We start from the raw sequence: 26,168 nt of genomic DNA on the forward strand, positions 1-26,168 counted from the left end.
CAACGCCTCACGCACAGGACGCGCGGACACCCCTGGTGTCCGCGCGTCCTGTCATTTCCCGGCTCCGGGAATGGTTCGGCAGTCCAGTTAGTTAAAGCAACAACTACCTTGGCCCTGACCGAAAGTGAGTGACCCATGAGCATCCCCGCCGTCCGCCTCAACCACGCCGTCCTCTTCGTCGCCGACCTGCAGCGCTCGATCGACTTCTACACCTCCGTCTTCGACATGCAGGTCGCCGCCACCGAGCCGCGGGCCGACGCCGCGTTCCTGCGCCTGACCAAGGGCGACAACCACCACGACCTCGGCCTCTTCGGCATCGGGGCCGGCGAGCGCAAGCGCCCCGGCATCGGGCTCTACCACCTCGCCTGGCAGGTCGACACGATCGAGCAGCTCGAGGAGGCTCGCCTGGCGCTGGCCGACCACGACGCCTACACCGGCGAGTCCAGCCACGGCGCGACCAAGAGCGTCTATGGCAAGGACCCCGACGGCAACGAGTTCGAGGTCATGTGGATGCTGCCGCGCGAGCACTGGGGCCGCTTCGAGCACGAGGCTCCGGTCGAGCGACTCGACCTCGGCGCCGAGGTCGCCTCGTGGTCGGGCGTGCGTACGGCGGGCCGCGTCGTCACCGAGGCGGTCGCCCGATGAGTGCCTTCGCTGCTCCCGTCGTCGCCTGGGCGAGCGGCGAGGACGACCCGTCGCGTCCCCTCGTGGTCCTGCTGCACGGTCGCGGCTCCGACGAGACCGAGATCGTCGGCCTGGCCGGGCACCTGCCGGGCGAGGCGTCGTACGCCGCTGTGCGCGCACCGATCGAGGAGGGCGGCGGCTATGCGTGGTTCGCCAACCGCGGCATCGGCCGACCGGTCGCCGAGAGCCTGGCGGCGACGATGGCGTGGTTCCGGACGTGGCTGGACGAGGTCGCCCCTGCCGGTCGCCCGGTCGTCCTGGCCGGCTTCAGCGGAGGCGCGGCGTTCGCGGGCGGGCTGGTCCTCAGCGACCCCGCCCGGTTCGCCGGAGCCGCCATCCTCTACGGCACCCTTCCCTTCGAGGACGCGGGCGTCCCCGTCGAGGCCGGGCGCCTGACCGGCCTGCCGGTCTTCGTCGCCCAGGGCGACCAGGACCACGTCATCCCCGCCGAGCTCCTCTCCCGCACCTGGTCCTACCTGCTCGGCGCATCGGGCGCGGCGCCCTCGGCCCGCCGAGACACGGGTGGCCACGGCCTGACCCAGGGCACGGCGGTCGAGCTCGCCGAGTGGCTCGCCCACCGGCTCGCGTGGCTCACCCGCCGCGGACAGGGTCCGGTGGGTATGGCGCCCGAGCCGGCCGGGTGGCCGACGCTCCCGGGCGGCACGCTGCCTGCCCGGACAGGGGATCGGCCCGAGGTCCACTTCCGCATCCCGCAGAGCCAGCTCACCGACACCTCACCGCCGCAGCTGCAGGAGGCGCTCTTCGCCCGGCTGTCCGGGCTCGACGGCGTGGACAGCGGTCCGTCGATGATCTCGGTCCCGGGAGCGCGGGGCCTCGTCGCGCCCGACGCGGACGGCCCGGACGACGCCTTCCTGGTCGCGGAGGTCAAGGAGTTCGCCCACCTGCACCCCGAGCACGACGGCTCGCTGCACGTCGCCCTCCCGCACGACCTGGCTGCCGACGCGATCGCCAAGGGCTGGGCGCAGAGCCACATGTGGGCGGGCGTTCGCCTGTCACCGGGATTCCTGATGGTCTACGGGCCCCGGGACGAGGCCGAGCTCGACGTCGTCGCGGGCATCGTCGAGGCGTCCCACCGTCATGCGTTCGGCCGCCTCGGCTGAGGTGTCGTCGGCTGCTGGTCGTCAGTGGGCCAGCAGCTCGGCATACGCCTTGCGCTGCCCGGGCACGAGGATCGCCTTGAGGATGAGTGCGAGCTGGCGCTGGACGTAGGTGTCGAGGGACTGGCTCCGCTCGAAGTACCAGTGCTTGAGGGCCCAGGCGTGGGCCAGGAGGAGCAGGTCGTAGGCCGCGAGGTCGATGTCGGGGGCGTCGAAGAGCCCGGCGTCCACACCGTCTCGCAGGGCCTGTCGCAGCGGCTCGCTGGTCTGCACCTCCAGCTCCATGATCCGGGCCCGGCCGGCCTCGTCGAGGCTCTTGGTCTCGCGATAGGTCAGCACGGCGGCGTGGCGACGCTCGTCGATGACCTCGCAGAAGGAGCGGAACGCCGCAGCCAGGCGGTGCACGGGGTCCTCCCCGGCGGCCTCGACCGCAGCGGGGACCTGCGTGGCGAACGAGTCGAGGACTCCGACGATGACGGCCAGCAGCAGGTCGTCCTTGCCGCCGAAGTAGCGATAGATCAGGCCCACGCTCACGCCGGCCTCGGCCGCCACCGCCTGCATCGACACCGCGTGGGAGCCGTCTCGCTCCATCAGGCGCGCCGCCGCCTCGAGCAGCTGGGTGCTGCGGTGCTCGGCCCGTGCGCGCTTGGCTGCGTCAGCCGGGTCGCGGGTGGGAGCGGAAGTCATGGAGTCTCCTGGCGGTGATCGAAAAAAATGAACCCGGGTTCATCCTAGCCGATCCGACCCTTGACACGGTCTCAAAATGAATCTAGATTCATCACCAGTGAAGGAAGATTCATTTTCGAGCTCAGGGGTTGCGATGACATTCGAGGACATCACCTACGCGGTCGAGGAGACCGCGGCCGTGATCACGATCAACCGCCCGGACCGCTACAACGCGTTCCGCGCCAAGACGGTGGAGGAGCTGATCAAGGCGTTCCGCCTCGCCTGGGCCGACAAGCAGGTCCAGTCGGTCATCCTGACCGGCGCCGGCGAGAAGGCCTTCTGCACCGGTGGCGACGTCAAGCAGCGGGCCGAGACCGGGGACTACGGTCCGAGCGAGTCGGGCATGTTCGAGATCGGCAACCTGCACAAGCTGATCCGTGACATCCCCAAGCCGGTGATCGCCGCCGTCAACGGCGTTGCGGTCGGCGGCGGCCACGTGCTCCACGTCCTGTGCGACGTGTCGCTGGCCAGCGAGACCGCCCGCTTCGGCCAGGCCGGTCCCAAGGTGGGCTCCTTCGACGCAGGCTTCGGGTCTGCCTATCTCGCCCGCGTGGTGGGGGAGAAGAAGGCTCGCGAGATCTGGTTCTGGTGCCGGATGTATGACGCGCAGGAGGCCCTCGGCATGGGCCTGGTCAACAAGGTCGTCCCGGCTGACCAGCTACTGAAGGAGGCCAAGGAGTGGGCCGCCGAGGTGGCCGAGAAGAGCCCCACCGCGATCCGCTTCCTCAAGCAGTCCTTCAACGCCGACACCGACCACCAGGCCGGCTACAGCAACATGGCGATGACGGCGCTCGACATGTTCACCGCCTCACCCGAGGGCCTCGAAGGGGCCGCGGCGTTCGCGGAGAAGCGCAAGCCCGACTTCAACCAGCACGTCAACTGGCACTGAGGGACGACGGTCATGTTCTATGCAGACGACGAGGACCAGGAGGCGTTCCGGCAGGAGATCCGCCGGTTCGCCACCAAGGTCCTGGCACCGCACTACCAGCCCGACGACAAGGCAGCGGAGTTCCGCCGCGAGCTCGCGCTCGACATGGCGGGCATGGGCCTGACGGGCCTGCGCATCCCCGAGGAGTACGGCGGCCAGGACGCCACGGCCGTCATCGCCGGCGTGGCCGCCGAGGAGGTCGGCCGGGCCGACTTCAACGCGACCTACCTCATCATCAACACTGCCCTCATCAGCGACGTCATCGTCCGCAACGCCACCGACGAGCAGAAGGCGGCATGGCTCCCCGGCATCGCCAGCGGCGAGACCGTGCCGTGCATCTGCATCACCGAGCCCGGCCACGGGACCGACGCGGCCAGCCTCGAGCTCAAGGCGGTCCGCGACGGCGACGGCTGGACGCTGCACGGGGAGAAGACGTCGATCACCCTCGGCATGGCCAGCGACCGCGCGGTCGTGCTCGCCCGCACCGGCGGGCCGGGTGCTCGTGGGGTCAGTGCCTTCTGGGTCGACCTCTCCCACGAGAGCGTCACCCGGGCCCCCTTCGACGACCTCGGCAGCCGGGCCATCGGCCGCGCCTCGCTGCACTTCGCCGGCACGCCGGTCGGCGCCGACGCGCTCATCGGCAACGAGGGCGACGGCTTCGTCTCGGTCATGCAGGGCTTCGACTACTCCCGCGCCATCATCGGCCTGGCCTGCCTCGGCGCCGCCCAGGCATCGCTCGACGAGGCGCTGCAGTGGTCGCGCGACCGGGAGGCCTTCGGCAAGCCGATCGGCACCTTCCAGGGCGTCGCCTTCCCGCTCGCCGAGCAGGCGACCTACGTCAAGGGCGCCCGCCACGTCTGTTATGAGGCGCTCTGGCGCAAGGACCAGGACCTCGAGCACTCGGCCGAGGCGGCGATGTCGAAGTTCTGGGCACCCAAGCTCGCCACCGAGGTCATCCACCAGTGCCTGCTGACCCTAGGACACCTCGGCTACTCGACCGAGAGCCCCGTGGGCCAGCGGCTGCGCGACGTGATCGGCCTCGAGATCGGCGACGGCACGGCACAGGTCTCCAAGCTCGTCATCTCCCGCTCCCTCCTGGGTCGCGCCTTCGCTCCCTGAGCGCGGCCGGCGACCACCTCCAGGCACGACTCACGAAAGGCACGACCATGGGAAAGCTCGACAACAAGATCGCGATCGTCACCGGCGCAGGCCAGGGCATCGGCAAGGCCATCTCGCAGCGACTGGCGGCCGACGGCGCCACCGTCGTCGTCACCGACATCAACGAGGGAGCCGCCAAGGAGACCGCCGGCGGGCTCGGCAACGACTCCATCGGCATGCACACCGACGTCACCGACCGCGACTCGGTCAACGCGATGGTCGCGCAGGTGAAGGAGCAGTTCGGCCGCATCGACGTGCTGGTCAACAACGCCGGCTGGGACAAGGCCGAGCCGTTCGTCGACTCCGAGCCCGAGACCTGGGACCGCGTCATCGCGATCAACCTCTACGGCGTGCTCAACACCTCCAAGGCCGTGCTGCCGATCATGGCCGAGCAGGGCGGCGGTCGCGTCGTCAACCTCGGCTCCGACGCCGGTCGCGCCGGCTCGTCCGGTGAGGCGGTCTATTCGGCTGCCAAGGGCGGAGTCATCGCGTTCACCAAGGCCACGGCCCGCGAGATGGCCCGCAGCCAGGTCGCGATCAACTGCGTGTGCCCCGGCCCGACCGACACCGAGCTGTTCGCCAGCATGGGCGGCGACAAGCTGCGCGAGGCGTTGACCCGCGCCATCCCCTTCCGCAGGCTGGGCCAGCCCGAGGACATCGCCAACGCGGTTGCCTTCTTCGCCTCCGAGGAGGCTGCCTTCATCACCGGCCAGACCGTCAGCGTCAGCGGCGGACTCACGATGGCGTGACGGCCACACCCACCCATCCCGACGTCTCCGGAGCCCAGTCATGAGCCCAGCCATGTTCGAGACCACCCTCACCGCCGACCAGATCGAGAAGTTCACCGACGCCGGCTTCTGGCGCGACCGCACCATCACCGACTTCCTCGACGAGGCGGCCGAGGCCACTCCCGACAAGGTCGCCTTCATCGACTCCCGGACCCAGGTGACCTTCGGTGAGCTGAAGCAGCAGGTCGACCGGTGCGCGCTCGGCTTCCTCGAGCTGGGCATCGAGCCCGGCGACGTGGTCTCCTTCCAGCTCCCCAACTGGATCGAGTGGGTCGTCGTCCACTACGCCGCCAGCCGGATCGGCGCGGTCAGCAACCCGCTCATCCCGATCTATCGCGAGCGCGAGGTCGGCTTCATGGTCGGACTGGCCAAGTCGAAGCTGATCGTGGTCCCGCAGTCCTTCCGGGGCTTCGACTATCCCGCGATGGTCGAGCGGATGCGTGGCGACTGGCCGGCGCTCGAGCGCGTGCTCGTCGTCGGCGGTCCGAGCGGCCCGACCTCGTGGGAGGAGTTCATGGCCACGCCGTGGGAGGAGCGACGCGACCCGGCCGACCTCGCCGCCGTACGCCCCGACCCCAATGCCGTGACCCTGCTGATCTTCACCTCCGGCACCACCGGTGAGCCCAAGGGTGTGATGCACACCCACAACACCGTGGTCGCCGCCAACGACGCGCTCCCCGAGCGCCTGGGCATCACCGCCGACACGGTCTTCCACATGGCCTCGACGCTCGCCCACCTCACCGGCTTCCTCTATGGCGCCCGGCTCAGCGTGCAGAACGGCGCCACCTGCGTGCTGCAGGACGTCTGGGACCCGGCTGCCTTCGTGGACCTCGTCGAGAAGCACGCCATCACCTACACCTCGGCCGCCACCCCGTTCCTCCACGACCTCCTGGCTGTGCCCGACCTCGGGGAGCGCGACCTGTCCTCGCTGACCCGGTTCTGCTGCATGGGCGCCCCGATCCCGAGGGTGCTCGTGCGCGAGGCCAAGGCCAAGCTGCCCGGCCTGGCCGTGCTCGGCGGGTGGGGCCAGACCGAGGAGGGCCTGGTGACGCTCGGCATCCCCGGTGACCCGGAGGACAAGGTCATCGACACCGACGGCTGTCCCTATCCCGGGATGGAGATCCGCGTCGTCGACCCCGACGGCCGGCCCCTGCCTCCCGGCACCGAGGGGGCGCTGCAGGTGCGGGGACCGTTCGTGTTCGTCGGCTATGCCGAGCGCCTCGACCTGACGCGCTCCCTCTTCCGGCCCGACCCGGACGGCGACTGGTTCGACACCGGCGACCTCGCCCACATCGACGAGGACGGCTATCTCCGGATCTCCGGGCGAACCAAGGACGTCATCATCCGCGGTGGCGAGAACATCCCGGTGTCCTACGTCGAGAACGTGCTCTACGAGCACCCCGACGTCGAGGCCGTCGCGGTGGTCGGCGTGCCGGACCCGCGGCTCCAGGAGCGGGCGTGTGCCTGCCTGGTGCTCAAGCCCGGCGCCGAGCCGCTGTCGTTCGCCGGGCTCCAGGAGTTCCTCGCCACCAAAGGCGTGGCCAAGCAGTACTGGCCCGAGAAGCTGGTGCTGCTCGACGACTTCCCCAAGACCCCGAGCGGCAAGATCCAGAAGTTCGCGCTGCGCAAGGAGGTGGCATCGGCATGAGGACGGCCTACCTCGTGGCCGGCGTCCGGACACCCTTCGGCCGCTACGGCGGCGCGCTCGCCCCGGTGCGTCCCGACGACCTGGCCGCGCACACGCTGCGCGGGCTCGTCGAGCGCCTGCCCGGGGTCGACTGGGGGAGCGTCGACGACGTGCTGATGGGCTGCGCCAACCAGGCCGGCGAGGACAACCGCAACGTCGCCCGGATGGCCTCCCTGCTCGCCGGCCTCCCCGTCGACGTCCCCGGTGGCACCCTCAACCGCCTCTGCGGCTCCGGGCTCGACGCCGTGGCGACGGCCGCGCGTGCCGTCCGTGCCGGCGACGCCGACCTGGTCGTCGCCGGTGGCGTGGAGAGCATGACGCGCGCCCCCTTCGTCATGGCCAAGGCCGACAAGCCCTGGTCGCGCTCGGCCGAGGTGCACGACACGACCATCGGCTGGCGCTTCGTCAATCCCGCAATGGCCGAGCAGTACGGCGTCGACGCGATGCCGCAGACCGCGCAGCACCTGGCGACCGAGCGGGACATCTCCCGGGCCGACCAGGACGCCTTCGCCCTCCGCTCCCAGGAGCGCACCGCCAAGGCGGTCGCCGACGGCCGACTGGCCCGCGAGATCGTGCCGGTGGAGGTGGCGTCGGGCAGGACGACGGCCACGGTCACCGAGGACGAGCACCCCCGCGTCACCTCTCTCGACAAGCTCGCCGCCCTGCGTCCGATCGTCGTTGACGGCTCCATCACCGCGGGCAACTCGTCCGGGGTCAACGACGGTGCCGCCGCGGTGCTCATCGCCTCCGAGGCAGCCGTCGCGAAGCACGACCTCCAGCCCCTGGCCCGGGTCACCGCCGCGGCGAGTGCCGGCGTGCCACCGCGGATCATGGGCATCGGACCGGTCCCGGCCACGCGCAAGCTCCTGGCGCGAGCCGGCCTCGACGTCGCCCAGCTCGACGTGGTCGAGCTCAACGAGGCGTTCGCCGCCCAGGCGCTGGCCGTCCTGCGCGAGCTCGGCCTTCCCGACGACGCCGACCACGTCAACCCCAACGGCGGCGCGATCGCCCTCGGCCACCCGCTCGGCGCCAGCGGCGCCCGGCTGGCGCTCACGGCTGCCCTCGAGCTCGACGACCGCGGCGCCCGGCGGGCTCTGGCCACGATGTGCGTCGGCGTCGGCCAAGGCATCTCGGTGCTGTTCGAGGCGGTGTGAGCACGATGTCGACCACCTACGAAACCCTCCTGCTCGACGTCGCCGACGGCGTCGCCCTCGTCACCGTCAACCGCCCCGAGGTCCGCAACGCCGTCAGTCGCCAGGTGCTCGCCGACCTGCGTAGCGTCCTGGCCGGCCTGCGTGAGGACGATGCCGCGGGCGTCGTGGTCTTCACCGGTGCCGGTGACAAGGCGTTCATCGCGGGCGCCGACATCAGCCAGCTGCAGCACTACACGCTGCACACCGCGCTGGCCTCGGAGATGCAGCGCGTCTATGACGAGATCGAGGCCTTCGAGAAGCCGACCATCGCCGCCGTCAACGGCTATGCGCTGGGCGGCGGGTGTGAGCTCGCGATGTCGTGCGACATCCGCATCGCTGCCGACTCGGCCCGGTTCGGCGTGCCGGAGACCACCTTGTCGGTCCTCCCCGGCGCCGGCGGCACCCAACGACTGGCCAGGCTGGTCGGCACCGGCCGTGCCATCGAGATGATCCTGACCGGCCGGATGGTGCGCGCCGACGAAGCCCTGGCGCACGGCCTGGTCACGTCGGTGGTGCCTGCGGCCGACCTGCTGGACACCGCCCGCGACGTCGCCCGCCAGATCCTGTCCAAGGGCCCGCTCGCGGTCCGGCTCGCCAAGCTCGTGGTCCGCGCCGGGATGGACACCGACCAGCGCACCGGCCTCGTGATCGAGCGTCTCGCGCAGGCGCTGCTCTACACCAGCGACGACAAGCAGGAGGGCGCCGAGGCGTTCCTCGCCAAGCGGCCGCCCGTCTTCCAGGGGCGCTGATGAGCGAGACGACTGATCTCTCCGCCGGGCTCACCGTCCTCGTCGTCGGCGCGGGCGCGATGGGGTCACAGATCGCCCTCGTCGCGGCCCTCGCCGGTCACGACGTCCGGCTCGCCGACCTCGACGCCGAGGCGCTCGGGCGCGCCGATCAGCAGCTGCGCAAGCGGATGGAACAGCAGGTCGCCAAGGGCCGGCGGACTGCCGACGACGTCAGCGCTGCCTTCGCCCGGCTGACGCTGCAGACCGACCTGGCCGCCGGTGCTGATGGCGTCGACCTCGTCATCGAGGCAGTGGTCGAGGACCTCGAGGTCAAGCGCCAGCTCTTCGCCACGCTCGGCGAGGTGTGCCGGCCGGACACCATCTTGGCCTCCAACACGTCGAGCTTCGTCCCCTCGCGACTGGCCGACGCAGCGCCATACCCCCAGCGCTTCGTCAACCTGCACTTCTTCAACCCGGCCCTGGTGATGAAGTGCGTCGAGGTGGTGCGTGGCCCGGAGACCTCCGACGACGTCGCAGCTCGCTCGGTGGCGTTCGTCGAGAGCCTGGGCAAGCAGCCGGTGGTGCTCGAGAAGGAGATCAACGGCTTCATCGCCAACCGGATCCTCAACGCGGTGCGCGACGAGGCGATCCACCTCCTCGAAGCGGGTGTCGCCTCGGTCGAGTCGATCGACCTCGCCTGTCGCACGGCACTGGGATATCCCATGGGTCCGTTCGAGCTGATGGACCTGACCGGCATCGACATCGGCTATCGGACGAAGATGGCTCGTCACGCCGAGACCCAAGACCCGGCCGACCTGCCCAGCCGGACCGTGACCGAGCTTGTCGCGGCCGGCCACCTCGGGCGAAAGAGCGGCCGCGGCTTCTACACCTACGACCCCTCGACCCAGACCCCAGGAGCCTGACCATGGACCTGTCACTCACCGACGAGCAGCGCAGCTTCCAGCAGCTGGCTCGTGACTTCCTCGACAAGGAGGTCGTGCCCTACCGCGCCCAGTGGGACCGCGACGAGTCGGTCGACACCAAGATCATCCCGATGCTGGGCGAGATCGGCTTCTTCGGCCTCACCATCCCCGAGGAGTACGGCGGTCTGGGCGGCGACTACATCACCTACTGCATCGGCATGGAGGAGCTCGGCCGAGCCGACTCGTCGGTGCGCGGCATCGTGTCGGTCTCCATGGGGCTGGTCGGAAAGGTGATCCTGTCCCACGGCACCGAGGAGCAGAAGACCGAATGGCTGCCCGGCATCGCCGACGGCACCAAGCTCGCCTGCTTCGGCCTCACCGAGCCCGACAACGGCTCCGACCCGGGCAACCTCAAGACCCGCGCGACCCGCGAGGGCGACGACTACGTCATCAACGGGTCCAAGATCTTCATCACCAACGGCACCTGGGCCGACGTCTGCCTGGTGTTCGCCCGCACCGGGGGCCCGGGCCCCAAGGGCATCTCCGCCTTCCTGGTGCCGACCGACACCCCCGGCTTCGGCCGGACCGAGATCCACGGCAAGCTCGGGCTGCGTGGTCAGGCCACCGCCGAGCTGTCGTTCGACAACGTGCGGGTGCCTGCCTCGACCCGGCTCGGCGAGGAGGGGCAGGGCTTCTCGATCGCCATGCACTCCCTGGACAAGGGCCGGGTCTCGGTCGCAGCGGGCTGCACGGGCATCGTCCAGGGCTGCCTGGAGGCTGTCGTGTCCTACTCGCAGGAGCGCAAGCAGTTCGGCCGCCCGCTGGCGTCCTTCCAGATGATCCAGGACATGATCGCCCAGATCTCGGTCGACGCCGACGCCTCGCGGCTGTTGACCTGGCGAGCCGCCGACCTGATCGAGCGCGGCGAACCGTTCGGCGTCGAGGCCTCCAAGGCGAAGTACTTCGCGTCCGAGGCCGCGGTGAAGGCCGCCAACCTCGCGATCTCCGCCTTCGGCGGCTATGGGTACGTCGATGAGTACCCAGTCCAGAAGTACATGCGAGACGCTCGTGTGATGACCCTCTACGAGGGCACCTCCCAGATCCAGAAGCTGCTCATCGGGCGCGCCGAGACCGGCATCAGCGCCTTCCTCTGAAAGGACACCTCATGGCCACCACCCCGCAGTCCCCGTTGGGCTTCTTCAACACCGACTCGCTCCTCGGCGAGGACGACATCGCGATGCGCGACACCGTGCGCAAATATGTGGAGAGCAAGATCAAGCCGCAGCTGGCCGGTTGGTATGAGTCGGCCTCGATCCCGGCCCGCGAGCTCGCCAAGGAGCTCGGCGACCTCGGCGTGCTGGGGATGCACCTCGAGGGCTACGGCTGTGCCGGGACCAGCGCGACGGCGTACGGCCTGGCCTGCATGGAGCTGGAGGCGGGCGACTCCGGCCTGCGCTCGCTGGTGTCGGTCCAGGGCTCGCTGGCGATGTTCGCGATCTGGAAGCACGGCAGCGAGGAGCAGAAGAACGAGTGGCTGCCCCGGATGGCCGCGGGTGACGCGATCGGCTGCTTCGGACTGACCGAGCCCGACTTCGGCTCCAACCCCGCCGGCATGCGCACCCGCGCCAAGCGCGACGGCACGGACTGGGTGCTGTCGGGCAACAAGATGTGGATCACCAACGGCTCGGTCGCCGACGTCGCCGTCGTCTGGGCGCAGACCGACGAGGGCATCCGCGGCTTCGTGGTGCCCACCGACACACCCGGCTTCTCCGCACCCGAGATCAAGCAGAAGATGTCGCTGCGGGCATCGGTGACCTCCGAGCTCGTGCTCGACAACGTCCGTCTCCCCGACTCTGCGGTGCTGCCCGGCGTCACCGGGCTCTCCGGCCCGCTGTCGTGCCTCAACGAGGCTCGTTTCGGCATCGTCTTCGGCGCGCTCGGTGCGGCGCGCGACTGCCTGGAGACCGCGATCGCGTATGCAGGAGACCGCGAGATCTTCGACAAGCCGCTGTCAGGGTTCCAGCTCACCCAGGCCAAGATCGCCGACATGTCGCTCGAGCTCGGCAAGGGCATGCTGCTCGCGCTGCACCTCGGCCGGCTCAAGGACGCCGGGACCCTCGACCACCGCCAGGTCAGTCTCGGCAAGCTCAACAACACCCGCGAGGCGATCGCGATCGCCCGCGAGTGCCGCACCATCCTCGGCGCCGCCGGGATCACCTTGGAGTTCCCGATCATGCGCCACGCCAACAACCTCGAGTCGGTGCTGACCTACGAGGGCACCTCCGAGGTGCACCAGCTCGTCATCGGCCAGGCGCTCACCGGCCAGGCGGCCTATCGCTGATCCGGCCCGACCGTCGCGCCCGCGCTCACGCAGCGCGGTCGCGGCGCTCGTCGAGCCGCGCCATCACCGGCGTCGCGGTCACCCCGTGCAGGAACACCGACATCACGATCGTCAGCGACACGGTCGCCCACAACCAGTCCTCGTTGGGCAGCTCGTGGTGGGTGGCGGCATAGCCGAGATAGAACAGCGAGCCGACGCCACGCACGCCGAAGAAGGCCACGACCCGTCGTTCGTCGGAGTGGAGGCCGCCCGCGACGTCGTGCTTGCGGGCGCGTATGGCGAGCGCCACCCACGCGGCCAGCGGCCGGACGACGAGGAGCAGCGCCAGGGCCACCACGACGCCGCGCCAGTCCATCGCCTTGAAGAGCCCGTTGGTCATCGCGATGCCGAGCGCCAGCAGCACGGCCAGCGTCATCAGCCGCTCGAGCCGCTCGACCAGGGCGTGCATGTCGGCCTGGTAGCCGTGGCCGCGTTCGGCGTTGCGCAGCGCCATGGCACAGGCGAAGACCGCGAGGAAGCCGTAGCCCTGGGCGAGCTCGGCGAGGCCATAGGCCATCAGCAGTGCCGCCAACGCCAGCAGCGGCTCGCCCTGCTCGGCCAACCGCAGGGCAGCGGTGCGTGAGTGGAAGGCGAGCCGGCCCAGGCCCCAGCCCACGAGCAGGCCGACGGCGACACCGACGACGATCTTGAAAACGACATAGAACCCCGCCCACTCGGCCAGCTCGGCGGCGCCGAAGCCGCCCGCGAGCAGCAGCAGGGACAGGTGGACGAACGGGAAGGCCAGGCCGTCGTTGAGACCGGCCTCGGCCGTCAGTGCGAAGCGGATGTCGTCGTCCTCGTCGGGGTCGCGCTCACCTTCCTCGGTGACCGGCTTGCCCACCTGGACGTCGGAGGCGAGCACCGGGTCGGTCGGCGCGAGCACCGCCCCGAGGAGCAGGGCGACGGCGGGCGCCAGGCCGGCGACCCACCAGCCGAGCAGGGCAACGCCGAGCACGGTCAGCGGCATCGCGACGGCCAGCAGTCGCCATACGGGCGACCACGTCCGCAGGGACGCGAGCGACCGGAGCCGCAGTCGCCGGTCGAGCGCCAGGCCGACCCCCATCAGCGAGACCAGGACGGTGAACTCGGTGACATGGGTGATGGCCGAGCGGTTTGCCTCGGGGTCGAGGCTGACGCTGTCGGGCAGGGGGAGCAGCCCGATCAGCATCCCCATCGCGACCAGCACCATCGGCGGGGACAGGGCGATGCGGTGGGTCAGTCCCGGCAGCAGCGTGGCCACCAGGAGGGAGACGCCGAGGAGGGCATAGATCGCGAAGGGGGTCATCGATCCCTGTTCTGGTGGGACTGCGCGCTCTCGTCCATGGCCTGTTCATAGGCCGTGACCAGGCCCGCGATCGTCAGCGGCTTGAGCCGGTGCACCAGCTCACGAAGATTCTCCACGTCGCCGCCGGCATCGCGCACAGCGGGCCAGACGTGGGTGCGGACGATCTCGGACAGCTCGTCGGCGACCTGCTGTCCGTGGCGGGCATAGACCTCGGCCACGGCCTGCGCCGCCGAGGTCGGGACACCCAGGCCGACCAGCCCGTCGTGCACGTCGACGTCCCGCTCACCGGTGACCGGAGCCAGCAGCGACAGGTGCAGCGCGATGTCGGAGGGCGTGGCGTCGTCGGGGATGCGATCGACGTACCCCTTGATCGCGGACAGCGTGAACCCGTGCTCCTGGAGCTCGCGCACCAGCTCGAGGCGGGCGACGTGGTCGGCTGAGTAGAAGCCCGACCTGCCCTGCCGCAGGGGTGGCGGGATGAGGCACTTGGAGGTGTAGAAGCGGATGTTGCGCACGCTCATCCCGACCCGCTCGGTCAGCTCCTCGAGGCTGAGCAGCACCTGCGGGCCCGCGTCCTGCTCGCGCGCGACGGGCGTGGTGGGTGTCATGCGGCGTGCCTCCTCGGGACTCCAGGGTCGGGGGCGTGCGTGACTCCGGCCACACACGTTGACGATTCTGACAGTAATGGTGTCACAATCCCTGCATGGCAGACGCATTCATCTATGACCACATCCGCACACCGCGTGGCAAGGGCAAGGCCGCCGGTGCGCTCCACGAGGTCAAGCCCGTCGACCTCGTGGTCGGACTCCTCGACGAGATCAAGAACCGCAACCCCGAGTTCGATCCCCACCGCGTCGACGACGTCGTCCTCGGCGTCGTGACCCCCGTGGGCGACCAGGGCGGCGACATCGCCAAGACGGCGGCGCTCAAGGCCGGCTATCCCGAGACCGTGGCGGGCGTGCAGCTCAACCGCTTCTGCGCCTCCGGCCTCGAGGCCGTCAACCAAGCCGCCTCGCGCGTCCGCGGCGGCTTCGAGGACCTGATCCTCGCCGGCGGCGTGGAGTCGATGAGCCGCGTGCCGATGGGTGCTGACGGTGGCGCCTGGGCCTCCGACCCCGCGACCGCGCTCGCGACCGGCTTCGTCCCGCAGGGCATCGGCGCCGACCTGATCGCCACGATCGAGGGCTGGAACCGCGAGGACGTCGACGCCTATGCCGCACAGTCCCACGCCCGGGCCGCCAACGCCTGGGACCAGGGCTACTACGCCGACCCCGTGATCCCGGTCAAGGACATCAACGGCGTCACGGTGCTCGAGCGAGACGAGCTGATCCGCCCCGGCACCACGGTCGAGAGCCTCTCGGGCCTCAAGGCCTCCTTCGCCCAGATGGGCGCCGACGCCGGCTTCGACGACGTCGCGCTCGAGAAGTACCACTGGGTCGAGAAGATCAACCACGTCCACCACGCCGGCAACAGCTCGGGCATCGTCGACGGCGCCGCGCTCATGGCGATCGGCAGCGAGCAGGTCGGCCGCGACCTCGGCCTGACCCCGCGGGCGCGGATCATCGCCACCGCCGTCAGTGGTGCCGACCCGACGATCATGCTCACCGGACCGGCCCCGGCCGCCCGCAAGGCGCTCGCCAAGGCCGGTCTCGACGTCAAGGACATCGACCTGTTCGAGATCAACGAGGCGTTCGCCGCCGTCGCGATGCGGTTCATGCGTGACATGGGCATCTCCGACGAGATCACCAACGTCAACGGCGGCGCCATCGCGATGGGCCACCCGCTCGGCGCGACCGGCGCGATCATCCTCGGCACGCTCGTCGACGAGCTCGCCCGCCGCGGCCAGAAGCGCGGCCTCGCCACGCTCTGCGTCGGTGGCGGCATGGGCATCGCGACGATCGTGGAGCTCGTCTGATCGCTCCGCCCGCTGATCGCTGCCCAGCTGGCGGCGTACGACAACCAATTCGGCCTGGCGCGTGTCGTTTGCCGCCAGTTCCGGCCAGGACTTCCAGGAGCACCCCATGACTGACACCCAGACCCAGACCGCGGTCCGCTACGACCGCGACGCCGACGGCATCGTCACCCTCACCCTCGACGACCCGACGGCCAGCGCCAACACCATGACCGAGCTCTACAAGGAGTCGATGGAGAACGCCGTCGACCGGTTGTATGCCGAGGTCGAGGACGTGACCGGCGTGGTGATCGCCAGCGCCAAGAAGACCTTCTTCGCCGGCGGCAACCTCAAGAACATGATCCAGGCGACGAAGGCCGACGCGGAGCGCATCTTCGAGATGGCCGAGTCGGTCAAGGCGGGCCTGCGACGCCTCGAGCTCTTCCCGCGTCCCGTCGTGGCCGCGATCAACGGCGCCGCGCTCGGCGGCGGCTTCGAGATCGCGCTGGCCGCCAACCGACGCATCGCCGTCGACGACCGCTCGATCAAGCTCGGCCTGCCCGAGGCGACCCTCGGACTCCTCCCGGGCGGCGGCGGGGTGACCCGCGTCGTGCGGATGCTCGGCCTGCAGCCCGCGCTGATGGACGTGCTGATGTCGGGCACCCAGTTCGACCCGCAGAAGGCGCTCGCCAAGGGCCTCATCGACGAGGTCGTCGCCACGCAGGAGGACCTGGTCCCGGCCGCCAAGGCCTGGATCATGAGCGTCAAGGACGACCCCGAGGCCGCGCAGAACCCGTGGGACCGCAAGGGCTACAAGATGCCCGGCGGCACGCCGCGCTCGCCCGGCCTGGCCGCGTTCCTGCCCGCCTTCCCGGCGCTGCTGCGCAAGCAGACCAAGGGCGCGGTCTATCCCGCCCCCCGCGCGATCCTCAGCGCGGCGGTCGAGGGTGCCAGCACCGACTTCGACACTGCCTCGCGGATCGAGTCGCGCTATCTCACCAACCTGATCGTCAACCAGCAGTCGAAGGACATGATCCAGGCGTTCTTCTTCGACCTGCAGGCGATCAACTCCGGCTCGCTGCGCCCCGACGGCGTGGAGAAGTTCACGGCCACCAAGGTCGGCGTCCTCGGCGCCGGGATGATGGGTGCGGGCATCGCCTACTCGTGCGCCCGCGCCGGCATGCAGGTCGTGCTCAAGGACGTGACGCAGGAGTCGGCCGACAAGGGGCGCGACTACACCGCCAAGCTCAACGCCAAGGGCATCGAGCGCGGCAAGCTCACACAGGAGAAGGCCGACGAGCTGATCGGTCGCATCACCGCGACCGCATCGCCGGAGGACCTCGCTGGCTGCGACCTCGTGATCGAGGCCGTCTTCGAGGACCCCGCCCTCAAGGCCAAGGTGTTCGCGGAGATCGCACCGTTCGTCAACCCCGACGCGCTGCTCTGCTCCAACACCTCGACGCTGCCGATCACCGAGCTCGCCGAAGGTGTCGACCGCCCGGCCGACTTCATCGGGCTCCACTTCTTCAGCCCCGTGGACAAGATGCCGCTGGTCGAGATCATCCGCGGCAAGGAGACCTCCGACGAGGCGCTGGCCAAGGCCTATGACGTCGTCCAGCAGATCAAGAAGACCCCGATCGTGGTCAACGACAGCCGTGGCTTCTACACCTCGCGCGTCATCGGCACGATGGTCAACGAGGGCCTGGCGATGCTGGCCGAGGGCGTCCACCCGGTCTCTCTCGAGCGGGCCGCGACCCAGGCGGGCTATCCGGTCGGCACGCTGCAGCTCTCCGACGAGCTCAACATGGAGCTGATGGCCAAGATCCGAAAGGCCACCATCGACGCGGCCGAGCGCGACGGCAAGGACGCCCCCGTCCACCCCGCCGACGACGTCGTCACCACGATGATCGAGGCGGGTCGGCCCTCGCGGCTCAAGGGTGCCGGCTTCTACGAATACGACGAGAACGGCCGTCGCACCCGCATCTGGCCCGGTCTCGGCGAGCTCTTCCCGGTCGCCGAGCAGCAGATCCCGTTCCAGGACATGCAGGAGCGCCTGCTCTTCATCGAGGCGATCGAGACCGCGAAGTGCTTCGAGGAGGGCGTGATCACCTCGGCGGCTGCGGCCAACATCGGCTCGATCATGGGCATCGGCTTCCCTGCGCGGACCGGCGGTGCGGCGCAGTTCATGCTCGGCTACGAGCGCGACGGGCAGGTCGGCCTGTCGGCGTTCATCGCTCGCGCCGACGAGCTCGCAGCGGCGTACGGCGAGAAGTTCGCTCCCAGCGCCTATCTGCGCGACCTCGCGGCGAAGGGCGAGTCCTTCCCCGCCTGAGGTCTGCCACCACGCTCCTCACCTTGTAACGCGCTGTTCAGCGCACCACCGCGTCGTTGCGACGGCGCGGTAGTGCACCGGACAGCGCGTTACATGTCCCCGGGGGACTCGGCCCGTTCTCATGTGCAGACGAGCCGACTCGGGGAGGATGGGGCGAGTGAGCCAGCCCGCCATCGCCGTCCGTGACCTCCATGTGCGCTTCGGCGACGTCGAGGCCGTCTCGGGCGTCGACCTGGTCGCCGATGCCGGCCACGCGACGGCGCTGCTCGGTCGCAACGGGGCCGGCAAGTCCACCACGATGAAGGTGCTTGCTGGCGTGGTGCCGCCGAGCGCCGGGCAGGTCCTGGTCGCCGGTCACGACGCCAGCACCGACCCCTTGGGCGTACGGCGATCGGTGGGTTATTGCCCCGACGTCGGCGGCCTGGTGCCGCGGGCCACGCCCTGGGAGCACCTGCAGCTCTCGGCGAGCCTGCGCCGGATGCCGGCCTGGGAGGCCCGTGGCCGCGAGCTGCTGGAGCGCTTCGAGCTCGGTGACGTCGCCCATCGCGTCGTCGGCGGGTTCAGCCACGGCATGAGCCGGCGGCTCAGCGTCGTCCTCGCGGCCCTCCACGAACCGGCGGTGCTGCTGCTCGACGAGCCCTTCGACGGGGTCGACCCGATCGGGGTGGAGGCGACCCTCGAGGTGATCGCGGACGCGCGGGCGCGGGGAGCGTGCACGCTCGTCTCGACCCACCTGCGCGAGCTGGCGATGCAGGCCTGCACCTCGGCGGTGGTGCTGCGCGGCGGGGCGCGGGTCGCCACCATGGACGCCGGCGACCTCACCGGCGAGGCCTATCGTGCGCTCCTCGACTGAGACGGGCCGCCCGTCGTCGCAGACCTGGCTCGACGCGGCCGCCGACCTGGGCCACGTCCTGCGGTTCCGAGGCCGTACTGTCCGCCGGCGCCGTGCCGCCACGGCAGCGCTCGTCGGGGTCCTCGGGCTGACCGTCCTGCTGGCCGCCTCCCCGGCAGGCTGGGACGAGCAGGGCTCCGGTGTCCTCGCGACGCTCGTCCGCGACCTCGCCGACGGGCTGCGCGCCAACCTGGGACTCGGCTACGCCTCGTGCCTGCTCCTCGGGATCGGCGCCTCGATGGGCGCCGGTGGTGGCCGCGAGCTGCTCTCACGCAGTGAGCTGGCGATCCACCCGGTGGGTCCCCGGACCGAGCACCTCGGCGCACTGGCGCTGAGCCCGGTCAACCTCGCCTGGCTCATCCAGCTGTGGGGGCTGCTCGCCATCACCGCCCTCGTCGCTCCGCCCGGACGGTTGCCCGGCGCCCAGGTGGTCGTCGTGCTGTGGGTGCTGGCGGCCACGGCGATCGCCCAGCTGGTGGGCTGGGGGGTCGAGGGCGTACGCCGACTCGAGCACGGTGTCGGCGCCGTACGCCTCGGTCTGGGGCTGGTCGCCGCAGCTGTCGTCGCGCTCCAGCTGAGCGGCCGGCTGGTCGACGTCGGTCGTGCACTGCCCACCACCTGGCTCGCCGAGGCCTCGCTGACGCAGGAGTGGGAGGCGGCTGCCGTCGCCGCAGCACTCGTCGCCGTGGCCGCCGGCTGGCTGGGCGCCTGGCCGGCTCGCTGGGCCCTCGGCCTGCCGCCGCGCGAGGAGCTGAAGGCCGACTCCGGGGTGCACGAGGCCAGGCACGCGCCGCGACCTCGGCTGCTCTCGCCCGAGCTGGCCCTGCTGCTGCGGCTGGACCGGGGCTCGGTCTGGCGGTCGGTGGGGATGCGCCGCGGCCTGATCGTGCTGGGGCTCGGACCCGGACTGATCGCCCTCGTCACCCCCATGCAGTGGGGCACGGTGCTGATGCTGCCCGGCCTGGCCGCGAGTGGCGCCGCGCTGCTGTTCGGCGTCAACGCCTGGTGCCTCGACGGGCGCGGAATGGTCTGGCGCGAGTCGCTCCCGGTTCCCGCAGGCGTGACCTGGGCGGCACGGGCGTGGGTGACGGGCGAGTGCATGGTCGTCGTCTCGGGGATCACGGTCGTGCTGGCGGCCGTCGGCACGGGCCTGCCGTCGCCGGCGATGGGCATCGCCGTGACGGCGTGCTGGCTGGTCGTGCTCGTCCAGGTCCTGGCGGTGACGATGTCGTGGTCTGTCCGCAACCCGTTCTCGGTCGACCTCTCCTCACCGCGGGCCACCCCGGCCCCCCACGCCGTGATGGCCGGCTATGCGGGTCGGCTGTCCGCGTCCACCACGATGACGTCGCTGTTCTTCGGCGGGCTCGCGGCAACCGGGATCTGGTGGCTGCCACTGGCGGTCGCCCCGGTCTTCCTGCTGTGGTCGGGGCTGCGACTGCGACGGGCGCGGACGCGATGGCTCTCGCCACCGGTCCGCGCCCGCATCGCGCTCACCGTCGCTGCGGTGTGATCGGCGTCGATCAGGCAGCGACCTGCTCGCCCTGGAGGGTGCGGTAGGCGTAGGCCTGGGCCAGCACGACGACCGGGATGGCCACGAGCAGGCCGATGAGGCACAGCAGCGCGCCGACGATGTAGGCGGCGAGGCAGGCCATGAAGAACACGATCAGCGTGCCGGCGTTGGCGATGGTGAACGAGACGCTGGCCTTGATCGCCTCGACGGCTGGGAGCCCCTTGTCGATGATGAAGTGGAGCGTGAACGAGGTCAGGAACATCACCGCGAACCCCGGCAGGATGCAGAGCAGGAAGCCGATGAACGTGGCGACGGCGATGATCAGCGACGCGACGAGCACCTGCAGCCAGTTGATGCCTGCGAACATCGAACCGAGAGAGATCGGCCTGCCGTGGGTGAGGTCGAGCGCGCCCTTGACGATGCCGGCCTGGATCGCCAGCTGGACCACCAGGCTGACCACGCCGAAGAACATCGAGGCCATGATCGACGCGCCGAGCAGCCCGCTGCTGGCGGGGCCGCCCTCGAACTCGCCGGTCTCGGGGTTGTATTCCATCGTCGAGCTCGAGCCCGCGCTCAAGCCACCGGTCACCACGCCCTGGATGATCTGGATGATCGCCACGGCGGCGAAGAGCACCACCGCGGCGAGCAGGATCGACCCGAGGTTGGCCTGGAGCTTGCGCCAGCCCCAGCCGAACGCGTCACCGACGCCGAACTGCGCGGGCCCACCCGGCCCCCGGGGCCGCTGGTCCCGCCATAGGGCGGCTGGCCGTACGGCGGCTGGCCGCCGCCGGCGCCGTAGGGCTGGCCATAGGGGTCGGCCGGGGGCTGTCCGTAGCCGGGCGGGCCCTGCGGGGGCGGTCCGTAGCCGGGCTCGCCGGGCGGACCCTGCGGGGGCTGCTGGCCGTAGGGGTTCTGCGGGGTCTCGTCTGGGGTGTCGCCGTAGTTGGTCATGCTTCCCTCGTGTGTGTGGTGGTGCTGAAGAGCCGTGAGCCTAGTGACGGGGTGTGACACCGGCCACAACGGGACCGACCCGCCCGGAGGACCGGACGGGTCGGCAGGTGGAGCGTGGGTCAGCCCTTGGGCTGGTCGATGACGTAGGTGCCCATCACCTTGTCGGCGAACGTCTGGCGCTTGGCGTCCCACAGCGGCCACAGGTAGCCGATGTTGCAGGGCAGGCTGTCGAGGATGTGGGCGAGCTGGCGCACGAACGACATGCCGGCGCCGACCGGCTGGCCGGTCTCGGCCTTCACCAGCTTGATGCCCATGACGCCCTTGCCGATGGTGTAGCCGGTCTTGCCCTGCTTGATGCAGTAGTTCCAGATGAAGTAGGCGAGGTAGAGCACCAGGCTCAGCAGCATGAGGATCAGCGCGAGGCCGGTGGAGCCCTCGTCGATGGTCATCTGGCCGGTGACGGGGTCGACCTCGGCCGAGCTGGAGGCCATGCCCGCCGCGATGCCGTAGGGGATGAACAGCGGGATCGCGATCAAGGCGTCGATGACGTAGGCGCCGACGCGCTTGCCCCAGTGGGCGAAGGTGACGCCCTGCGGGACGCCGGCGGGCTGGCCGTAGGGCTGGCCGTAGGGCTGGCCGTACGCGCCGCTCTGCTGTGCGTTCGGGTCCTGCGGGCCCGCGCCGTACGGATCGGTGGGCGGGTTCTCATAGCTGGACATGTGTTCCCCTCGTGAAGACCGGTAGGTCGATGGTGGTCGAGCCCTGCTCGAACGGCGGCCACCCTACTGATGACGACCGGTCATGTCCTGCCCCGCTCTGCCGGCCCCGAAACACCCGGTGCGTGGCTGCGTCGCGGACGGAATCCTCAGGTCCGGAAATTGGGGGGTATACCGGGTATGCATACTTGGTATACAGTCCTGCCATCGCCGGTCACGGGGGCCGGCGGGGGAGAGGCGAGCGATGACGATCCGCGCGGCGATGCTCGCCCTGCTGGAGCAGGGGCCGATGTACGGCTACCAGCTCCGGGCGGAGTTCGAGCAGCGCACGGGGTCGACGTGGCCGCTCAACGTCGGGCAGGTCTACACGACCCTGACCCGGCTCGAGCGCGACGGCCTGGTCGAGCACGTCAGCGACGGGGGGTCGCAGGACGCGCCCGACCAGGCGGCCCAGGTGAGCTATCGCATCACCTCTTCCGGACGGGGCGAGGTGGCGGCGTGGTTCTCCACGCCGGTGCCTCGCACCCAACCTCCCCGCGACGAGCTGGCGATCAAGCTCGCGATCGCCGTGACCCTTCCCGGCGTCGACGTCACCGGCCTGGTCCAGAAGCAGCGGGCGGCGACGATGAAGGCGCTGCAGGACTACACCCGGCTCAAGCGCACCGGTCGCGCCGCCCGACCCGACCAGCCCGAGGACCTCGCCTGGTCCCTCGTCCTCGACTCCCTGGTCTTCGACGCCGAGGCGGAGATCCGCTGGCTCGACCACTGCGAGGCGCGTCTGCGGCGCGCCGCGGCCGAGGGTCAGCTCCACACACCTGCCCGCCCCGTGCCGGCGAACCACGAAGAGGAAGTCAGCTCATGAGTGTTGTGCTCCGTCTCGACGACGTCACCCGGGTGCACGGCGAGGGGGCGACGCTGGTGCACGCGCTGCGTGGCGTCAGCTTCACCGTCCGCGCCGGCGAGCTCGTCGCCGTCATGGGCCCCTCCGGCTCCGGCAAGTCCACGCTGCTCACGATCGCCGGCGGCCTCGACGAGCCGACCAGCGGCACGGTCAGCGTGGAGGGCTCGCTGCTGGGCGAGCTGGGCGGCGCCGGCCGAGCACGCATGCGGCGTACGTCGATCGGCTACGTCTTCCAGGACTTCAACCTCATTCCCGCCCTCACCGCGGCGGAGAACGTCGCGCTCCCGCGCGAGCTCGACGGCGAACGGACCAGGGCCGCCAGGGCGCTGGCGCTGGCCGCGCTCGAGGAGGTCGGCATCGTCGACCTCGCCGACCGGTTCCCCGACGAGATGTCGGGAGGACAGCAGCAGCGGGTCGCGATAGCGCGGGCGATCGTGGGGGAGCGGCGGCTGATCCTGGCCGACGAGCCCACCGGCGCACTCGACACCGACACCGGTGAGGAGATCCTGCGGCTGCTGCGTGGCCGCTGCGACGCAGGCGCCGCGGGGGTGCTGGTCACCCACGAGGCCCGCCACGCCGCCTGGGCAGACCGCGTCGTCTTCCTCCGGGACGGTCTCGTCGTCGACGAGTCCGGCGCCGACGTGGCCGAAGAGCTGCTGGAGGTCGCCCCGTGAGGGGTTGGCGGCCAGCCCTGCGCCTCGCCTGGCGCGACGTCGCCCGGTCGAAGGGCCGCAGCCTGCTGGTGCTGGCACTGATCACCCTGCCCGTGCTCGCGGTCACTGCCGCTGCAGTGGTGCAGGCGACCGCCGACGTCAGCGCTGTGGACGCGATCCCGCGCAAGATGGGGGCGGCACAGGCGCGGGTCCAGCCCGTCGGAGGCGTGGTGGTCCAGAGCCCCGACCCCTCGAACGGCCAGCTCAGTGTCACCGGCCGGGGAGACGCTCCGACCCGGTCGACGCTGACCGAGGTCCTGGGTGATCGCGATGTCATCACCATCGACGAGGGTTATGCCGAGGTCGTCCTCGACAAGCGCGCGGTGCCCTCCGTCCCGGTCGAGGTCGACCTGCGCGACCCGCTGAGCCACGGGCTCTTCGAGCTGCACACCGGGGAGCTTCCCGGAGCGGCCGGCGATGTGGTGGTCAACGAGGCTGCCGCCGAGAGGGGCGTGGAGATCGGCGACCGTCTCGAGGTGCTGGGCGAGAGCGTCGAGGTGGTCGGCATCGGCCGAGACGCTACCCATCGCGAGACCCCGACCGTCACCGGCCCGCCCGGCACCTTCGGCCGCGCCTTCGCCAGCGACGACACCACGACCGACTGGCTCGTCGGCGGCGATCCCGTGCTGTGGAGCAACGTCCGCGACCTCAACGAGCGGGGGGCCCTCGTCTTCTCCCGGGCAGTCATCACCGATCCGCCGGAAGTCGAGGACGTCTCCGCGCACATGGACGACGGATCCAGCACCTACATCACCGTCGCTGCTCTCGTCGTCGCGATGGCGCTGCTCGAGGTGGTCCTGCTCGCTGGCCCCGCCTTCGCGGTGGGCGCCCGACGCCAGGCCCGGACGCTCGCCCTGATCGCGGCGTCGGGAGGAACCCCGCGCCAGGCGCGCCGGGTCGTGCTGGGCACCGGCGTCGTCCTCGGGACGATCGCCGCCCTGGTCGGCGCTGTCGTCGGTGTGGTGCTCGGCCTGGGTCTCGTGCCGCTCGTCCAGCGCTTCAGCGGCGTCTGGTTCGGACCGGTCGAGGTCAACTGGCTCGTCGTCGCGATCGTGGCGGCCTTCGGCCTGCTCAGCGCGTTCCTGGCTGCGCTCGTGCCGGCGTGGCTGGCATCGCGCCAGGATGTCGTCGCGGTCCTGGCAGGTCGACGCGGGGATCCGCCCCCGTCGGCCCGCACGCCGGCCCTCGGGTTCGTCCTGCTCGGCGTCGGTGTCGCGCTGTCGGTCATCGGCGTCAAGGGCGGTGAGCTCGCGATCGCCTTCGGCGCGGTCGTATCCGTCCTGGGGATGGTCTTCGTCGTGCCCCTGGTGGTCGGGGCAGTGGGGCGGCTCGCGCGTCGTCTCCCCCTGGTGATGCGTTATGCCGTCCGGGACGCGGCCCGGCACCGGACCCGCACCGTTCCGGCCATCGCCGCGGTGGCTGCGACGGTCGCCGGGGTGGTTGCCCTCGGCATCGCCAACAGCAGCGACGAGGCCGAGAACCGGGCGACCTACGTCCCCGAGCTGCCGATGGGCGTCGGGGTCGTCACCCTCTATTCGACGTCGTCGATGGGCAGTGCGTCCGACGTGCCCTCCGAGCGTGCGTGGGCCGACGTCGAGGCCGTGGTGCGCGGTCGGGTCGAGGACGAGGGCAACGTCGAGGTCGTCCGGGGGTTGCCTTTCGACTCCGCTGACGGTGCAACCCTCAATCTCGAGTTCCAGCAGCCGGGCCGGGGACGGGAGGACGCGCTCCTCGAAGGCTGGGGCGGTCGCCTCGGGGCGAGCGTCGTGGTCGCCGACACCGCGCCCAGCTTCCTTGGCCTGGACGACCAGCAGCGCGCGACCGTGTCCCGCAGCCTGTCCGCCGGACGGGCGGTCGTGTTCGCCAGCCGGGCGGTGAGCGGTGACGAGGTTCGCGTGCGTGCGCATAGCTGGGACCCGGCGACCGACGAGTCCGGGAAGGACGACTTCACCTGGCCGGCTGCCTACGTCCGATCAGCCGAGCGCTATCCCGCTGCCCAGGCCATCTTGCCCACGGTCCTGGCTGCGGAGCTCGACACCGACGTCATGCCGGCGGGGATCCTCATCGGCGAGACGCTGAGCACCAGTGCGGAGGAGAGCCTCGACGAGGCGCTCGGCTCGGTCGCCGCCAACAGCCAGCTCTACGTCGAGCGCGGCTATCAGGCACCCGATGAGGTCTTCATCCTGCTGCTCATCCTCTTCACCCTCGGCGCGGTGTTGATGCTCGGCGGCACCCTGACCGCCACGTTCCTGGCACTCGCCGACGCGAAGCCGGACCTGGCGACCCTGGCTGCGGTCGGGGCTGCGCCCCGGGCTCGCCGTGGGGTCGCGGCGTCGTACGCACTCATGGTCGGTGTCATCGGGGCCGTCCTCGGGACGATCGTGGGCTTCATCCCGGGGGTGGCGATCACCTATCCGCTGACCACCATGGGCGAGGGCATCTGCACCGCCACGAACAACGTACCGCTGGTGTGCGAGTCCGGGCCCTACCTCGACATCCCCTGGCTGATGATCCTGGGGCTCGTGGTGGTGCTGCCGTTGCTGACCGCCCTCATCGTCGGGCTGACCGCTCGCTCCCGGCTGCCGCTGGCGGCCCGGCTCACCTGACCCAACGGGACCATCACCACTAAAAGTCAGGCTTGACTGTTTGTTCATGAACGGCCAC

At 70.6% G+C, this 26,168-nt stretch carries 23 protein-coding genes; 18 read left to right on the forward strand and 5 right to left on the reverse strand.

Annotated elements, in window-relative coordinates:
* The first annotated feature begins 135 nt into the window (after nt 1-135).
* Nucleotides 136-645, forward strand: coding sequence for a VOC family protein (locus tag G7071_RS05745; protein WP_166316030.1), 510 nt, complete (start codon nt 136-138; stop codon nt 643-645).
* Complete coding sequence (locus G7071_RS05750) at nt 642-1,805, forward strand: luciferase domain-containing protein (protein WP_166316033.1); 1,164 nt, start codon at nt 642-644, stop codon at nt 1,803-1,805. The genes G7071_RS05745 and G7071_RS05750 overlap by 4 nt, the downstream gene beginning before the upstream one ends.
* Nucleotides 1,806-1,826: 21 nt before the next feature.
* Here the strand turns inward: G7071_RS05750 and G7071_RS05755 are convergent, their stop codons facing one another.
* Nucleotides 1,827-2,489, reverse strand: coding sequence for a TetR/AcrR family transcriptional regulator (locus G7071_RS05755; RefSeq protein ID WP_166316036.1), 663 nt, complete (start codon nt 2,487-2,489; stop codon nt 1,827-1,829).
* Between the two features lie 133 nt (nt 2,490-2,622).
* Here G7071_RS05755 and G7071_RS05760 point away from each other — a divergent pair, with 133 nt between their 5' ends.
* Genes G7071_RS05760 through G7071_RS05800 form a run of 9 tightly spaced genes read left to right on the forward strand, consistent with a single transcriptional unit; the run spans nt 2,623 to nt 12,274 of the window.
* Nucleotides 2,623-3,417: an enoyl-CoA hydratase-related protein gene (locus tag G7071_RS05760; RefSeq protein ID WP_166316039.1), complete on the forward strand. Its 795-nt coding sequence runs from the start codon at nt 2,623-2,625 to the stop codon at nt 3,415-3,417.
* A gap of 12 nt (nt 3,418-3,429) precedes the next feature.
* Nucleotides 3,430-4,575 carry an acyl-CoA dehydrogenase family protein gene (locus tag G7071_RS05765; protein WP_166316042.1) on the forward strand — a complete coding sequence of 382 codons (1,146 nt, stop codon included), beginning with the start codon at nt 3,430-3,432 and terminating at the stop codon, nt 4,573-4,575.
* Nucleotides 4,576-4,622: 47 nt separating this feature from the next.
* Nucleotides 4,623-5,363 (forward strand): SDR family NAD(P)-dependent oxidoreductase, encoded by a 741-nt coding sequence (locus tag G7071_RS05770; protein ID WP_166316045.1) that lies wholly within the window; start codon nt 4,623-4,625, stop codon nt 5,361-5,363.
* A 40-nt stretch (nt 5,364-5,403) separates the two neighbouring features.
* On the forward strand, nt 5,404-7,050 hold the full coding sequence (locus tag G7071_RS05775) for an AMP-binding protein (protein ID WP_246210501.1): 1,647 nt from the start codon (nt 5,404-5,406) through the stop codon (nt 7,048-7,050).
* The gene (pcaF, locus tag G7071_RS05780) at nt 7,047-8,243 is read left to right on the forward strand and encodes a 3-oxoadipyl-CoA thiolase (protein WP_166316048.1); all 1,197 of its coding nucleotides are present in this window, start codon (nt 7,047-7,049) and stop codon (nt 8,241-8,243) included. Before G7071_RS05775 ends, pcaF begins: the two co-directional genes overlap by 4 nt.
* A 5-nt stretch (nt 8,244-8,248) precedes the next feature.
* A complete protein-coding gene (locus G7071_RS05785) occupies nt 8,249-9,031 on the forward strand; it encodes an enoyl-CoA hydratase/isomerase family protein (RefSeq protein WP_166316051.1) in 783 nt (260 codons plus the stop codon).
* Nucleotides 9,031-9,933, forward strand: coding sequence for a 3-hydroxyacyl-CoA dehydrogenase family protein (locus G7071_RS05790; protein ID WP_166316054.1), 903 nt, complete (start codon nt 9,031-9,033; stop codon nt 9,931-9,933). Before G7071_RS05785 ends, G7071_RS05790 begins: the two co-directional genes overlap by 1 nt.
* A gap of 2 nt (nt 9,934-9,935) precedes the next feature.
* Nucleotides 9,936-11,087, forward strand: coding sequence for an acyl-CoA dehydrogenase family protein (locus tag G7071_RS05795; protein WP_166316057.1), 1,152 nt, complete (start codon nt 9,936-9,938; stop codon nt 11,085-11,087).
* Between the two features lie 11 nt (nt 11,088-11,098).
* A complete protein-coding gene (locus G7071_RS05800) occupies nt 11,099-12,274 on the forward strand; it encodes an acyl-CoA dehydrogenase family protein (protein ID WP_166316060.1) in 1,176 nt (391 codons plus the stop codon).
* 25 nt (nt 12,275-12,299) lie between these two features.
* Here G7071_RS05800 and G7071_RS05805 read toward each other — a convergent pair whose 3' ends face one another.
* Nucleotides 12,300-13,598: a cation:proton antiporter gene (locus G7071_RS05805; protein WP_166316063.1), complete on the reverse strand. Its 1,299-nt coding sequence runs from the start codon at nt 13,596-13,598 to the stop codon at nt 12,300-12,302.
* On the reverse strand, nt 13,595-14,206 hold the full coding sequence (locus G7071_RS05810; protein ID WP_166316066.1) for a MerR family transcriptional regulator: 612 nt from the start codon (nt 14,204-14,206) through the stop codon (nt 13,595-13,597). The genes G7071_RS05805 and G7071_RS05810 overlap by 4 nt, the downstream gene beginning before the upstream one ends.
* A 95-nt stretch (nt 14,207-14,301) precedes the next feature.
* Between G7071_RS05810 and G7071_RS05815 the strand changes: the two genes are divergently transcribed.
* The 4 genes from G7071_RS05815 to G7071_RS05830 all read left to right on the forward strand — a co-directional run bounded on the left by G7071_RS05815 (nt 14,302) and on the right by G7071_RS05830 (nt 20,223).
* A complete protein-coding gene (locus G7071_RS05815; protein WP_166316069.1) occupies nt 14,302-15,513 on the forward strand; it encodes an acetyl-CoA C-acetyltransferase in 1,212 nt (403 codons plus the stop codon).
* A gap of 106 nt (nt 15,514-15,619) precedes the next feature.
* Nucleotides 15,620-17,821 carry a 3-hydroxyacyl-CoA dehydrogenase NAD-binding domain-containing protein gene (locus tag G7071_RS05820; RefSeq protein WP_166316072.1) on the forward strand — a complete coding sequence of 734 codons (2,202 nt, stop codon included), beginning with the start codon at nt 15,620-15,622 and terminating at the stop codon, nt 17,819-17,821.
* A gap of 157 nt (nt 17,822-17,978) precedes the next feature.
* Nucleotides 17,979-18,674, forward strand: a complete 696-nt coding sequence (locus G7071_RS05825; RefSeq protein ID WP_425489416.1) for an ABC transporter ATP-binding protein — start codon at nt 17,979-17,981, stop codon at nt 18,672-18,674.
* Entirely contained in the window at nt 18,658-20,223 is a 1,566-nt protein-coding gene (locus tag G7071_RS05830) for a hypothetical protein (RefSeq protein WP_166316078.1), read from the forward strand. Before G7071_RS05825 ends, G7071_RS05830 begins: the two co-directional genes overlap by 17 nt.
* Before the next feature lie 10 nt (nt 20,224-20,233).
* Here the strand turns inward: G7071_RS05830 and G7071_RS05835 are convergent, their stop codons facing one another.
* Complete coding sequence (locus G7071_RS05835) at nt 20,234-20,860, reverse strand: hypothetical protein (RefSeq protein WP_166316081.1); 627 nt, start codon at nt 20,858-20,860, stop codon at nt 20,234-20,236.
* A 433-nt stretch (nt 20,861-21,293) separates the two neighbouring features.
* On the reverse strand, nt 21,294-21,893 hold the full coding sequence (locus G7071_RS05840; RefSeq protein WP_166316084.1) for an RDD family protein: 600 nt from the start codon (nt 21,891-21,893) through the stop codon (nt 21,294-21,296).
* 241 nt (nt 21,894-22,134) lie between these two features.
* On the opposite strand from G7071_RS05840, the gene G7071_RS05845 reads away from it, so the two are divergent.
* From G7071_RS05845 to G7071_RS05855, 3 genes are read left to right on the forward strand one after another with little or no spacing between them, the layout of a single operon-like run.
* A complete protein-coding gene (locus G7071_RS05845) occupies nt 22,135-22,752 on the forward strand; it encodes a PadR family transcriptional regulator (protein WP_166316087.1) in 618 nt (205 codons plus the stop codon).
* Nucleotides 22,749-23,465: an ABC transporter ATP-binding protein gene (locus G7071_RS05850; RefSeq protein WP_166316090.1), complete on the forward strand. Its 717-nt coding sequence runs from the start codon at nt 22,749-22,751 to the stop codon at nt 23,463-23,465. The genes G7071_RS05845 and G7071_RS05850 overlap by 4 nt, the downstream gene beginning before the upstream one ends.
* Complete coding sequence (locus G7071_RS05855) at nt 23,462-26,110, forward strand: FtsX-like permease family protein (protein ID WP_166316093.1); 2,649 nt, start codon at nt 23,462-23,464, stop codon at nt 26,108-26,110. Before G7071_RS05850 ends, G7071_RS05855 begins: the two co-directional genes overlap by 4 nt.
* Nucleotides 26,111-26,168 lie beyond the last annotated feature (58 nt).

The sequence above is a fragment of the Nocardioides piscis genome (genome assembly GCF_011300215.1).
In the GTDB taxonomy this organism is placed as follows: Bacteria; Actinomycetota; Actinomycetes; order Propionibacteriales; family Nocardioidaceae; genus Nocardioides; species Nocardioides piscis.

Excerpts from the sequence above, each read along its gene's own strand:
- G7071_RS05745 (WP_166316030.1), top strand. The coding sequence starts at position 136 with ATGAGCATCCCCGCCGTCCGCCTCAACCACGCCGTCCTCTTCGTCGCC.
- G7071_RS05750 (WP_166316033.1), top strand. The coding sequence starts at position 642 with ATGAGTGCCTTCGCTGCTCCCGTCGTCGCCTGGGCGAGCGGCGAGGAC.
- G7071_RS05755 (WP_166316036.1), bottom strand. The coding sequence starts at position 2,489 with ATGACTTCCGCTCCCACCCGCGACCCGGCTGACGCAGCCAAGCGCGCA.
- G7071_RS05760 (WP_166316039.1), top strand. The coding sequence starts at position 2,623 with ATGACATTCGAGGACATCACCTACGCGGTCGAGGAGACCGCGGCCGTG.
- G7071_RS05765 (WP_166316042.1), top strand. The coding sequence starts at position 3,430 with ATGTTCTATGCAGACGACGAGGACCAGGAGGCGTTCCGGCAGGAGATC.
- G7071_RS05770 (WP_166316045.1), top strand. The coding sequence starts at position 4,623 with ATGGGAAAGCTCGACAACAAGATCGCGATCGTCACCGGCGCAGGCCAG.
- G7071_RS05775 (WP_246210501.1), top strand. The coding sequence starts at position 5,404 with ATGAGCCCAGCCATGTTCGAGACCACCCTCACCGCCGACCAGATCGAG.
- pcaF (WP_166316048.1), top strand. The coding sequence starts at position 7,047 with ATGAGGACGGCCTACCTCGTGGCCGGCGTCCGGACACCCTTCGGCCGC.
- G7071_RS05785 (WP_166316051.1), top strand. The coding sequence starts at position 8,249 with ATGTCGACCACCTACGAAACCCTCCTGCTCGACGTCGCCGACGGCGTC.
- G7071_RS05790 (WP_166316054.1), top strand. The coding sequence starts at position 9,031 with ATGAGCGAGACGACTGATCTCTCCGCCGGGCTCACCGTCCTCGTCGTC.
- G7071_RS05795 (WP_166316057.1), top strand. The coding sequence starts at position 9,936 with ATGGACCTGTCACTCACCGACGAGCAGCGCAGCTTCCAGCAGCTGGCT.
- G7071_RS05800 (WP_166316060.1), top strand. The coding sequence starts at position 11,099 with ATGGCCACCACCCCGCAGTCCCCGTTGGGCTTCTTCAACACCGACTCG.
- G7071_RS05805 (WP_166316063.1), bottom strand. The coding sequence starts at position 13,598 with ATGACCCCCTTCGCGATCTATGCCCTCCTCGGCGTCTCCCTCCTGGTG.
- G7071_RS05810 (WP_166316066.1), bottom strand. The coding sequence starts at position 14,206 with ATGACACCCACCACGCCCGTCGCGCGCGAGCAGGACGCGGGCCCGCAG.
- G7071_RS05815 (WP_166316069.1), top strand. The coding sequence starts at position 14,302 with ATGGCAGACGCATTCATCTATGACCACATCCGCACACCGCGTGGCAAG.
- G7071_RS05820 (WP_166316072.1), top strand. The coding sequence starts at position 15,620 with ATGACTGACACCCAGACCCAGACCGCGGTCCGCTACGACCGCGACGCC.
- G7071_RS05840 (WP_166316084.1), bottom strand. The coding sequence starts at position 21,893 with ATGTCCAGCTATGAGAACCCGCCCACCGATCCGTACGGCGCGGGCCCG.
- G7071_RS05845 (WP_166316087.1), top strand. The coding sequence starts at position 22,135 with ATGACGATCCGCGCGGCGATGCTCGCCCTGCTGGAGCAGGGGCCGATG.
- G7071_RS05850 (WP_166316090.1), top strand. The coding sequence starts at position 22,749 with ATGAGTGTTGTGCTCCGTCTCGACGACGTCACCCGGGTGCACGGCGAG.